Annotated in this window: 9 protein-coding genes and 1 pseudogene; 2 read left to right on the top strand and 8 right to left on the bottom strand. The window is 61.9% G+C overall.

Going from position 1 to position 11,782, the window contains the following annotated elements; all coding sequences use genetic code 11:
- From WCA85_RS31355 to WCA85_RS31345, 3 genes and pseudogenes are all read right to left on the bottom strand, one after another.
- A pseudogene (locus tag WCA85_RS31355) lies at positions 1–219 on the bottom strand (MFS transporter); the annotation flags it as partial.
- A complete protein-coding gene (locus WCA85_RS31350; protein ID WP_424068962.1) occupies positions 216–1,010 on the bottom strand; it encodes a DeoR/GlpR family DNA-binding transcription regulator in 795 nt (264 codons plus the stop codon). The gene WCA85_RS31350 and the pseudogene WCA85_RS31355, both read right to left, overlap by 4 nt.
- Positions 1,011–1,281: 271 nt before the next feature.
- A complete protein-coding gene (locus tag WCA85_RS31345; protein WP_424068960.1) occupies positions 1,282–1,566 on the bottom strand; it encodes a hypothetical protein in 285 nt (94 codons plus the stop codon).
- Positions 1,567–1,905: 339 nt separating this feature from the next.
- Between WCA85_RS31345 and WCA85_RS31340 the strand changes: the two genes are divergently transcribed.
- Entirely contained in the window at positions 1,906–2,883 is a 978-nt protein-coding gene (locus WCA85_RS31340; RefSeq protein ID WP_424068958.1) for a helix-turn-helix domain-containing protein, read from the top strand.
- Here WCA85_RS31340 and WCA85_RS31335 read toward each other — a convergent pair whose 3' ends face one another.
- The 5 genes from WCA85_RS31335 to WCA85_RS31315 all read right to left on the bottom strand — a co-directional run bounded on the left by WCA85_RS31335 (position 2,884) and on the right by WCA85_RS31315 (position 10,236).
- The gene (locus WCA85_RS31335; RefSeq protein WP_424068956.1) at positions 2,884–4,188 is read right to left on the bottom strand and encodes an MFS transporter; all 1,305 of its coding nucleotides are present in this window, start codon (positions 4,186–4,188) and stop codon (positions 2,884–2,886) included.
- A gap of 191 nt (positions 4,189–4,379) precedes the next feature.
- Positions 4,380–5,591, bottom strand: a complete 1,212-nt coding sequence (locus tag WCA85_RS31330) for a CaiB/BaiF CoA transferase family protein (protein ID WP_424068954.1) — start codon at positions 5,589–5,591, stop codon at positions 4,380–4,382.
- A gap of 88 nt (positions 5,592–5,679) precedes the next feature.
- Positions 5,680–6,816 carry an acyl-CoA dehydrogenase family protein gene (locus WCA85_RS31325; protein ID WP_424068952.1) on the bottom strand — a complete coding sequence of 379 codons (1,137 nt, stop codon included), beginning with the start codon at positions 6,814–6,816 and terminating at the stop codon, positions 5,680–5,682.
- A 13-nt stretch (positions 6,817–6,829) separates the two neighbouring features.
- Positions 6,830–8,038: an acyl-CoA dehydrogenase family protein gene (locus WCA85_RS31320; protein ID WP_424068950.1), complete on the bottom strand. Its 1,209-nt coding sequence runs from the start codon at positions 8,036–8,038 to the stop codon at positions 6,830–6,832.
- 74 nt (positions 8,039–8,112) lie between these two features.
- Positions 8,113–10,236 carry a 3-hydroxyacyl-CoA dehydrogenase NAD-binding domain-containing protein gene (locus WCA85_RS31315; RefSeq protein ID WP_424068948.1) on the bottom strand — a complete coding sequence of 708 codons (2,124 nt, stop codon included), beginning with the start codon at positions 10,234–10,236 and terminating at the stop codon, positions 8,113–8,115.
- A gap of 161 nt (positions 10,237–10,397) precedes the next feature.
- Between WCA85_RS31315 and WCA85_RS31310 the strand changes: the two genes are divergently transcribed.
- The gene (locus WCA85_RS31310; RefSeq protein WP_424068946.1) at positions 10,398–11,297 is read left to right on the top strand and encodes a LysR family transcriptional regulator; all 900 of its coding nucleotides are present in this window, start codon (positions 10,398–10,400) and stop codon (positions 11,295–11,297) included.
- Positions 11,298–11,782: the final 485 nt, after the last annotated feature.

Raw genomic sequence — 11,782 nt, 5'->3', positions numbered from 1 at the left:
GGTCGCGCGTCCGCTGCCGAGCCGGGGCGCCAGCCGTCCCGCGAGCGGCATCGTAACAATGGCGCCGAGCGCGAACGCAAACAGCGCGATGCCCAACGAAGCGTTGCTCAGTGCAAGGTGTTCCTTGATGCGTGGCACTTCGACCGCCCACGCGCCGATCCCGAAGCCGTTGGCAAGAAACACCGCGAGCGTGGCGATTCGCTCCTTGATGGGCTTCATGCTTGTGCGACCACGACGGTATCGCAGACCTTGGCGAGCTTGCGTCGACGATCGGCGCTGAGTTCTGCTTCGACGATCAGATAGTCGACCGCGGAGGCGGGGGCGACAACAAAAGGGGCTGCGGTCATGAGTTTCTCCGAGGTCATGGCGATCGCGACCAGTCCGCTCGCCTTCACCATGGCACGTTTGAGTTCGGCGTCTTCCGCCTCGAAGGCGGCGATGCCTTCGTCTGGATCGAGCGCGCAGGCGCCCAGGAAGCACAGGTCGGCCTTGATCTGCTGGATCTGGAGCAGGGCAATCGAGCCGACTGCGCCCGCCACGTCCTTACCCACCCGGCCGCCAACGAGGATCACGTTGAAGCCTGGACGATCGAGCAGACGCAAGCACGCTTCGGGCGAGTTCGTGATCACGGTCAGGTCGGCGTGGTCCGGAAGCGCTTGCGCAATCGCGACATTGGTCGACCCCGCATCCAGCAAGATAACCTGCCTTTCCTGGACGATCGACGCCGCGCAGACGGCCAGCCGCTGCTTGCGCTCGACCGCTTCCCCCATGCGCTGCGAGGCGGTTCGATCAGCCGGGGAGGCCAGCAGGGCGCCGCCATAGACACGTTTGCAGTGGCCGGCGTCGGCAAGATCGCGCAGATGGCGGCGAACGGTGTGCTCGGAGGTATTGAGTTCGACCGCGAGTTCCGAGGCCAGCACGCGGCCTTGGGTCCGCAGCCTTTCAAGGATCAGGCGTTCGCGTTCGTCGGGCAGTAGCCCATCTACTGCTTCCTGGCGGGTTCGTTGCATTGCGCGTTTGTGCTCGGTTGGTCAAATCGATCATAATCGAGCATAAAGTAGCGTAAACGAGCGGAGCGTGCAAGGGCGAGCTGAAACGGCGGCGGGGAGATGAGAAAGCGGTAGCGCAGGCGCCAACCGCATGGATGCAGGTCGCCCGGTCGGTTGACGGGCTTCCCACTGAGAACAAGAAGACGCACACCGGGCGGTGTGCGTGGTTTTTCTGGGAACGCGGCAGATCGAAGACGCGGGCGTATGCTTTATACCAACCCGCGTGGCTCGCTCAAGCCGCTGTGCGTCCGCGCTGTGTGAATAGCGCTTCCCTCTCAAGCCGGTCGAGCAGCGTAAGCACGCGACGCCGTTGAGTGACGACCAGATCGTGGGTTTGCGCCAACGAGCGCAGGCGTCGCTCCCAGTACTCGCGATCCAGCTGCGTTTTATTTTTCAGTCCGTCGCTGCTTGTCACGTACTGCACCATGCGCTCCAGATGGTCAAGCTCAATATCCGCCAGATTCGCCGAGCGCAACCCTTCTACTTCGTTTGACGCTTGTTTATTTACCGCATTCATTTCGGCCCCCGGAACGTACCTCGTCAATCTCCACACAAGCCCCTGTCAGGCCGGATTGGCGATGGCCGATCTCTGCTTTTGGCAAAATGCGCCGTAAACACGCGAATCTCTCGGACACTCGCAACAACCGGTTTTGGGATCTTCTTATGATTCAAGGATATTGCGACTTTGCAGAAAGGCTTTACCATCCGTCTCAGTTATACCGCTGCCGTGGCAGGTCTTTTTGTAAGGCGTACACGGGGGTGACACAAACGACGCTGTACCGGCAACCTTTTCGAGCCTATGAATCAACGCATGTCCCCGGATCAGCTATTACGTAGGGAGCAACGGAGCGCTTCATTGCGCACGAGCAGCTTCAGCACGCGGGCGCTCGCCACGGACCAGCAAGTGCTCGCGTGGCGCAATCGGGTCGGGCATGCCGTCGATGTGCCGCCCACCAGCGGCCAACTCACCGACGGATTCGGCGCGAATATCGATCTCTACGCGGTCGGCGATAGCGTGTTCACCGACGTCCGTACCGACGCCATGGTGCTCGAACGGCCGGTCGCGCGCGTCTCCACCGACGCACGCCGGGACTTCGCCTTCCACCTTTATCTCGAGGGCGAAACGGGCCACGTCACGGGCATGAGCAAGAAACGTAGCGCGCCTGGGTCGGTTGCGGGGATCGTCGCGCTCGATATGAACCAGCCGTTTCGCATCGAGCGGCCGGCTTGCCGGGTGCTCACGCTGTTCGTGCAGAGGCCGACTGTGGACGCGGGCATCGCGGACAGTGATTCGCTACATGGCCGGATCATCCCGTTCGACACACCGCTTGCGCGCGTGGCGCTGGATCACTTTGTCGCCACCCACCAGAGCTTGTCGACTTTCGCCCCAGACGAGGGCGCCAACGCGCTCAAACTAGGCGGTCAGCTACTTCTCGCCGCCTTCCGCCAGGACAGTAGCCTGACGGGCATGGGCCGCGCTGCGTTGCAGGCCGCTTTGCTCAATCGCGTGCGCCGGTTCGTGGAGGCCAATCTGCATCAGGCCGATCTGACGCCGACTCATGTGGTCGAAGCGCTGCAATTGAAGCGCGCGACGATTTATCGATGGTTCGAGCATGAGGGTGGCCTTGGGGCCTACATTCGCAATCGCCGCTTGCGCGAAGCGGCGGATGAGCTGGTGCGTTTTCCGCAGCTTCAGATCACGGAGATCGCCTACGGTCTGGGCTTCAAGAGCGGGTCCGATTTCACCCGCGCGTTTCGCCGCGCTTTTGACATCAGTCCGCAAGACATGCGGGCGCGCGCGTTTGCCTTGCAGCACACCCCGGTCGAGCGGTAATCAACGTCCAGCGGGTTCGGCAAGCGCGGGTTCGGTGCCTCGAGTGTTCTCGGGAAACAGATACAGCGCGACCAACGACATCCCGTTTGCGACCATCAGATACCAGGCGGGCATCATGGCATTCCCCGTCACGTGGATGAGCCACGTCACGATAAACGGCGAAAAGCCGCCGAACGCTACCACCCCAAAGCTATAGATCACGGACAACGCCGCGGCGCGACGGTGTCGCGGGAAGGCTTCCATCATGAGCACGGAGCCCGCACCGGCGTTGTTCACGGCGAACGCCACGTAAGCCGTGATGATCACCAGCGCAGCGAGATTGTCCACACCGCGCGTCAGTCCCCAGAACGCTGGCCACGCGCCGGCTACAGCCACCGCGAGCGACAGATACTGGATGGTCTTCCGGCTTGCTCGCCGGTCGGCGATGCGGGCGACGAGCGGCGTGACCACCAGAATGACGAGACCGGAGACACAAGCCGTCATCAGGCTGATCGTGGGCGACCGGTGCAATGTGCTGACGAGGTAGGCCGGCATATAGAACACGGTGATATAGATACTTACCGAAGGCGCCGCCATCATCAGCATGCCGAGCGCGAGCGGCCGGGCATGCTCGGCGAGGACACGGGCCGACAGGCGTTCGCGAATCGCCGGAGGGAGTTCCATCATGTGACGGCGCAAGAACCAGCCGACCGGCCCGATCAGGCCGCCGAGCACGAACGGGATACGCCATCCCCATTCCCGCATGGCTGCGGGCGTAAGGACCGCGACCGTGCTGGCTCCGACCAGCGCGGCGACAAAGGCGGCTGCGCCCTGGCTTGCACCGCGCCAGCTGACCATGAAGCATCGGCGCCGATACGCGACCGATTCCATCAACGACGCTGAAGCCGGCCCGATCTCGCCACCGGCGGCGAGCCCCTGAAGCAGCCGCGCAATGACGAGCAGGATCGACGCGGCGGCGCCGATGGAGGCATAGGTGGGCAGGCAGGCAATCATCCAGGTGCCGACGGTCATCAACGTGAGCGCGACGCACATACCGGCTTTGCGGCCACGGCTATCGGAGATGTGTCCGATCAGAATTGCGCCAAGCGGCCGCATCACGAAGCCTGCGCCGAAGGTGGCGAGCGAAAGCAGCAACGATGAAGCAGGATTCGCGGACGGAAAGAACAATTTGCCGATCAGGACCGCCGAAAAACTGTAGACCGTGAAGTCGTACGCGACGAAACCGTTGCCGATCACGATGGCGGCGATGGTTCGGGTCAGGCTCTGTGGGGAAGAATGAGGCGGTTCTTTGGCGGCACGATGCATGGTTGCGGCAGGCTGATTAGGCGCGGGAAATTAAACAGGCTTATCCGCTCTATCGGCGGCCAACGAGAGGACTTTAGGGTGAGTTGGGATGAACGACGGAACGCGGCCTACCCAGTTATCACTTCGTTATCACCATTCATTGCGCCAGCGGTCCTGCCTCGGTTTTCATGCTTCTCATGCGCCTCAACCCCTCAAATCACCCCCGCCGCTTTGAGTGCGTGGATCCGCTCACCGGGGATCTCGAGTAACTCGCTCAGCACATCGGCGGTTCCCTCGCCGAGCGGCGGAGGGATACGGCGTACCGGCAAGCGTTCGCCGTCGAACCGGTAAGGCGGCGAGAGCAGATCGATGCGGCCCGCCACCGGATGGTCATACGCATTCACGAGCCCTGCATCGCTGGCGCGTTGCGACGTCAAGGCTTCATGCAAGCCCAGCACTTCGCCGCACGGAATATTGGCCTGTGTCAGCCTGGCGAGCAGATCGTCGCGCTTGCGCGCGAGGAGTTCACGATGAATTTCCGGCAGCAGTCCGGCGCGATGTTTCGAGCGGTCCAGATTGGTCAGGTAACGCGCGTCGTCGGCCAGGTCGGGGCGCTCGATCACCTCCCGGCAAAAGCGTTGAAACTGTGCGTTGTTGCCGACCGTGATCACCAGCGGACCATCGGCTGCATCGAACACACCGTACGGCACGATCGACGGATGCGCGTTGCCGTATCGCGGCGGGTCTTCACCCAGCAGCAGGGCTTCGAGACCGTAGTAAGCGGTGATCATCAGGCCGCAATCGAACAGCGCCATTTCGATCGAGCGACCGTTGCCGGTACGCTGCCGCTGGTAGAGCGCGGCCAGGATTGCCTGAGCGGAATACATACCGGTAAACAGATCGACCACCGCAACCCCAAACTTGAGGGGCGGCTGGCTGGCTTCTCCGTTCATGCCCATCAAACCCGCTTCGCCCTGCACGACCAGGTCGTAACCGGGACGCGTGGCTTCGGGGCCCGTATGGTCATAACCGGTAATCGAGCAATAGATCAGATCGTCACGTCCGGCGCGCAAATCGCCGTACCCGAGGCCGAGTTTCACCGCGCCGCCCGGCTTGAAATTCTGGATGACGACGTCGCACTTGCTCGCAAGTCCACGTGCGATCTCCACCCCTTCGGGCGTTTGCAGGTTCACGCTGACGGAGCGCTTGTTGCGATTGACGCTGTTGAAATAGGCGGTCTCGGTGGCGCCGATCCGGATGCCCCAGTCGCGCGTATCGTCACCGCGTTCGGGATGTTCGATCTTGATGACTTCGGCGCCGAGATCGGCCAGCACCATCGCGCACCAGGGGCCCGCAAGAATCCGGGACATGTCCAGCACGCGCACGCCGGCAAGCGGCAGTGCCGCGCTCTTATCGGTTTGCATTGAATCTCTCTAAGATGTGTTTCCGGCACGACAACGTTGACTGCTGTATCGCCGTTGTCTGTTTAGCGTTGGTGGTCCCAATCAAGCTTTAGTCTGGATCGCGGCCCAACGCAATATAGCGCGCCAGGTGATGATCTTCGTCACCGAGTTGATGATCGATCATCACAAGTCGCTTGGCGTAGTGCGCGAGCGGCAGTTCCCACGTCATGCCAATGCCGCCATGCAACTGGATGCATTCTTCCGCGACGAGCGCGCCAATCCGCCCGATGCTGTACTTCGCCGCTGACAGCGCGCGTTCCCGGGTCACCCGCGCAGCACCCAACGCGGCGGCAGCATTGATGACCGCCGAACGCGCCTGTTCGATTTCCAGCAACAGATCCGCCATGCGATGTTGCAACGCCTGGAAGCTGCCGATCGGTACGCCGAACTGTTTGCGCGTGCGCAGAAATTCAAGCGTGTGATCCTTGGCGACATCCATAGCGCCGAGCGCTTCTGCGCACAGCGCGAGCAGACCGAAGCCGATGCCGTATTCGAGCGTGACATAACCTTGGTCCGCCTCGCCAAGCAGCGCGTCGGCGCCGACCCGTACGTGGTCGAGCACTACCTCGGCGGCCCGGCCACCGTCGATCTTGCGATAGCCGCGCAGCGTGATGCCCGGTGTATCGCGCGGCAGGAGAAAGAGCGAGATGCCGTCTTCGGCGCCGTCGTCCCCCGAGGTGCGCGCTGAGACGAGTAGCAGGTTGGCATGCTCGCCATGCTGCACAACCGCTTTGGCACCGCGCAGAATCCAGCCGTCGGCGTCGCGCTCAGCGCGGCTCGACACGCGCGAGGTTTCATAATGCGTGCCCGGTTCGTCATGCGCCAGAGCGACGATGCGCGAGCCGTCGATCAATTCCGCCAGCAGCGTCTGCTGCTGTTCGTTGCCGCTGCGTGCGATGGCCTGCCCGACGATCAGCGTGTCCAGAAACGGCTCGATCACGAGGCCGCGTCCAAGGCTTTCGAACACAACTGCGATATCGAAGCCGTCTCCACCAAAACCACCATGCGCTTCGTCGAACAACGCGCCAATGATGCCCAGTTCAGCAAAGCGGCTCCAAAGCTCGGCGCTAAAACCTTCAGCTGACTTCGCGATCCGGTCGCGCGTCCCGAAGCCATATTGTTCGCTGACAAAACGGTTCAGCGAATCCGCCAGCATGCGGCGGTCATCTGTGTGCTGGAAATTCATCTGGATAGTCCCTTCACAGTCCCAGGATCATTTTGGAAATGATGTTCTTCTGGATTTCATTCGAGCCGCCGAAAATCGACAGCTTGCGGTTGTTGAAGTAAAGCGAAGCGGCGCTGGCGGCCTGTTCCGGACCAACCGGCACACCTTCATAGCCGTCGTGGAGGGCTTCTTCAATGAATGGTTGCGCATACACGCCCATCGCGCGGCGCGTGAGCGACGAAATCTCCTGGCGGATTTCGGTGCCGCGAATCTTGAGCATTGAACTCTCCGCACCCGGCACACCACCGCCTGCGACGGCCGCAATTACGCGCAGGTTGGTGGTTTTCATATTCTCAAGATCGATCTCGACGCGGGCGAGACGTGCAGCGAACTGCGGATCTTCAGCAAGCGGTCGTCCGTTACGCTGCTGCTGTGCCGCGATCTTGCGCAAGCGGTTGAGCGCGGCCACCGAAAAGCCGACGCCCGCAATGTTGGTGCGCTCATACGTCAGCAGATATTTCGCGTAGGTCCAGCCCTTGTTCTCTTCGCCAACGAGGTTTTCGGCAGGCACGCGTACATCGGTGAAAAACACTTCGTTGACTTCGTGTTCGCCGTCGAGCGTGATGATGGGACGCACTTCGACGCCTGGCGTATTCATGTCCACCAGCAGGAAGCTGATGCCTTCCTGCTTGCGCACGTCGGTGGCGCTACGCACGAGGCAGAAGATCATGTTGGCGTAATGGCCGAGGGTGGTCCACGTTTTCTGGCCATTGACGATGTAGTGATCGCCTTGCGCATCGACCCCGCGGACCGCGGTGGTTTTCACGGATGCGAGATCGGAACCCGCGCCCGGTTCCGAATAACCCTGGCACCACCAGTCCGCGCCATCCAGAATACGCGGCAACCAATGACGTTTCTGCGCTTCGCTGCCGTATTTGATCAGCACCGGTCCCAGCATGTTCACGCCGAACGGCACGATACGCGGCGCGCCTGCGAGCGCGCATTCATTCTCGAAGATGAATTTCTGCACGGGCGTCCAGCCTGGACCGCCGTATTCACTCGGCCAATGATTGGCAAGCCAACCCTGCGCGTTGAGGATGCCGTGCCATTCCGACATATCGGCGCGAGTCAGACGGTGGCCGTTGTGCACCTTGCTGGAAAGATGTTGCGGAAGCTTGTCGCGCAGAAAAGCCAGCACGTCTGTGCGAAAGGCTTCTTCTTCGGGGGTGAAGTTGAGGTCCATGAACGGCCTTCTTTCAATAGAGTTCTGTTGGGTCAGCGGCGTGAGTGATGAGGTAAAGCACCACAAGCGCACATTCAGGCGGCCTGATTCAGACTGGCAAAATCCGCGCCGCGTTCGACCAGTTCCACCAGTAGCGGCGAGGGTTGCCAGAACACCGGATCTTCCTTCGCGAACTCGCGAATATCCGCGAGGATGGTGGCGAGGCCGACCGTGTCGGCGTATTTCATCGGCCCACCACGGTAGCGCGGAAAGCCGTAGCCGTACAGGAACGTCACATCCACATCGAGCGGTCGCAGCGCGATCCCCTGATGCACGACATTGGCGCCTTCGTTGATCATCGCGGCCATGTAGCGGCGCATGATTTCGTCATCGGTAAATGCGCGCGGCTTGATGCCGGCACGCTGGCGTTCGGTATCGATGATGGTTTCGACTTCCGGATCAGGCGTGCCGCTGCGCGTCCCTTCCGCATATATATAGTAGCCGCGGCCGGTCTTCTGACCGAACCAGCCGCGCTCGCACAGGCGATCGGAAATCTGCACGTAGCGTGCCTTGGGATCGCGCGTGGCGGCGCGGCGCTTACGCGTGGCCCAGCCGATGTCGCCGCCCGCAAGGTCGACGACCTGAAACGGCCCCATCGGAAAGCCAAATTCGCGCACGGCCTTGTCGATCTGATACGGCGACGCGCCATCTTCCATCATATGATCGGCAGCGGTGCGATAGACCGCCAGCACGCGGTTGCCAATGAAGCCGTCGCAAACGCCCGCGCGCACGGGCGTCTTGCGCAGTTGCCGGGCGAGGTCGAAGGCGGTTGCCACGACATCGGCGCTGACCTGCGCGGGCACCACCACTTCCAGCAACTTCATGATGTTGGCGGGCGAGAAGAAGTGCAGGCCCACCACGTCAGCGGGGCGCGAGATGCTGGCCGCGAGCGCGTCGATGTCCAGATACGAAGTGTTGGTGGCGAGTACTGCACCTGGCTTGCAGACGCGATCGAGTTCGGCGAACACGGCCTGCTTGACCGCCATGTCTTCGAAGACCGCTTCAATGACCAGATCGGCGTTGGCAAGTGCGTCGTATGCCGTGCTGCCGTTCCAGCGCGCGAGCCGTTCCGCTTTGACCGCGGCTGTCATGCGCCCCTTGGCGACGAGGCCGTCGTAGACCTTCTCGATGTGTGCGCGGCCACGGGCGAGTGCGGTCTCATCGCGCTCGATCATGGTGACGGGCAAACCGGCATCGAGTATCGCGACCGCAATGCCTGCCCCCATCGTGCCGCCGCCGATCACGCCCACGTGTTTGATGGACCGTGGTTGCGCGGCGCGTGTCTCTGGTGCCTTGAGCACCTCACGTTCCGCGAAAAATGCGTGGACCAGCCCCGCGCGTTGCGGACTGTCCAGACACTGCAAGAACAGTTTGCGCTCGACGCGCAGACCTTCCTCGAAAGGCAGGTCGACTGCCGCTTCGAGCGCGTCGACGATTTTCAGCGGCGAAAACAGACCGCGCGACTTCTTCAGCGTATCCGCTCGCGCTGCGGCAATCGCCGCGCGGCTGGCGTCGGGATTGGCGGCGAGCGCACCGGCGTCGCGCGTGCGTCGAACCGGCGCATGTGCGGCCAACAGTTCGTGCACATAGGCGAGCCCTTCAGCGAGGATGTCGTCGCTCGTGCCAACCCGATCGATGAGGCCAAGCGTCTGTGCTTCAGTGGTGCCGACATGGCGACCGCTCAACATCAGATCGAGCGCCGCTTGAGCACCGATGAGGCGCGGCGTGCGTTGCGTGCCGCCGGCGCCTGGCAAAAGGCCCAATTGCACTTCCGGCAAGCCGAGCTTCGCCCCGGCAACCGCAAGCCGATAATGGGCCGCGAGTGCCACTTCGAGTCCGCCGCCAAGTGCCGCGCCGTGAATCGCGGCTACCACCGGTTTGCTGCACGCTTCGATGCGGTTGCAGACATCGGGCAAGGCGGGCGGCAGCGGCGTCTGGCCGAATTCGCGAATGTCGGCTCCAGCGATGAAATTGCGTCCGGCGCCGATCAGCAGCACAGCCGCGACGGCGGAATCGGCCTCGGCGGCTTCGATGGCGTGGAGCAGTCCACGTCGCACGTCGGCGGATAGCGCGTTGACCGGCGCATGGTCGATCGTGACCAGCAAGACCTTGCCGCGCAGTTCGCGCGCGACAACGTCAACAGAGGGAGTGGCATTCATCGTCGTGTCTCCTGAGCGCCGGGCGTAGCGCCCGTGCGGATTGGCCGATAGCGGGCGCGAACGGCGCCAGCGGACCAGATGATTGTCAGGCGGAAAGGTTTTATTGACAATCACATGGCCCGTTGACAGACTGTCAAAATTTCTTTGACACTGAGGTCGTCATGGACGTGCCGTCGCTCACCTTACTGGTGGAAATCCTTGATGCGGGCAACCTGAGCGAGGCCGCGCGCCGTTTGAAAATGAGCCGCGCCAACGTTAGTTATCACCTGAACCAGCTTGAGAAGTCGATTGGTCTGCAATTGGTGCGGCGCACGACGCGCCGTGTCGAGCCGACCGAAATCGGACTGCAACTCTACGAACATGGCCGCACGATCCAGAACGCGCTGCTCGCGGCGCGCGAGTCGGTGTCGACGCTTGGCCAGAGCCTGCAGGGGCGGGTGCGTCTGAGCGTGCCGAGCGGATATGGGCAACTGGTGATGTCGGCGTGGCTGATTGCGTTCAAGCGTCTGTATCCCGGCATCGTGCTGGATGTGATGTTCGAGAACCGCGTTGAGGACCTGATGCGGGATGAAGTCGACATCGCTGTGCGGGTGATGTCCGAACCCCCGCAGAACCTGGTGGCACGTGACATGGGGCCGGTTCGCTATGTCGCATGTGCTTCGCCCGCTTATGCTGCGACGAATGGCATGCCGGAGTTGCTTGAAGATTTGCGCACCGCGCCGCTCATTACCTCTGCCGTGGTTGGGAGGCAACTGCGCGTGGCGGGGTATCTGCGCGACGAGCGTCATGAGGTGCTGCTCGAACCGACGCTCATTTCCGAGAACTTTCTGTTCCTGCGTGACGCGGTGCTGGCGGGGCTGGGCGTCGGGCTCCTGCCGGACTATGTGGTGAACGACGATCTGCAGCGCGGCACGGTGGTGACCGCGCTGGACGCGTGGCGCCTGAGCATCTTCGGGACGCACATGTACATGCTTTATATGCCCAACCGACACCACACGCGTGCTGCTGCGACGTTCATCGAGTTCATCTTGCAGCAGGCGCACGGGAGCGAACAAGGATGAGCAAGTAACCGGACTTGGATATCCAGATTCGCAGACGCACGACACGCCGGTTATGAAAAGCGAATAAGCGATGCGGGGGAGGGGACTGGCGTACTTCGGCGATCAAAACGCTGAAGTCGTCAATGTGCCCTTACATCTTCTGAGAAGTCGACATCCGCGCATGGCGGGGGATGTCACCGAGCCAGGCGCTCCAAGAAAGCGCATCGGTATTTTCGACCTGCACTTTGACCTCTACTCGACGATTTTCAGTCCCCAACGATCCCCAATAACTCAGGATCGCTAAACGATCGTTCGTACCCTCCCGCGCATCTGTCACACCGCTGCGCACACCGCCAATGTCCTCTCTCTGCGCGTCCCGTCAAAGGGCATCGGATTGCAATTGTCATTACCCCGGGAAAATCAATCCGGGATTATCCGGCCAATATCGCGCACTAAAACAGGGAATCAGGTAATCTATTCGTCAGCGTTACATTTAGATACGTAAT

It is taken from the genome of Paraburkholderia sp. (genome assembly GCF_049581445.1).
Taxonomy (GTDB): Bacteria; Pseudomonadota; Gammaproteobacteria; order Burkholderiales; family Burkholderiaceae; genus Paraburkholderia.
The sequence above is the reverse complement of the archived record's forward strand: the minus strand, read 5'-3'. Positions and strand labels throughout refer to the sequence as shown.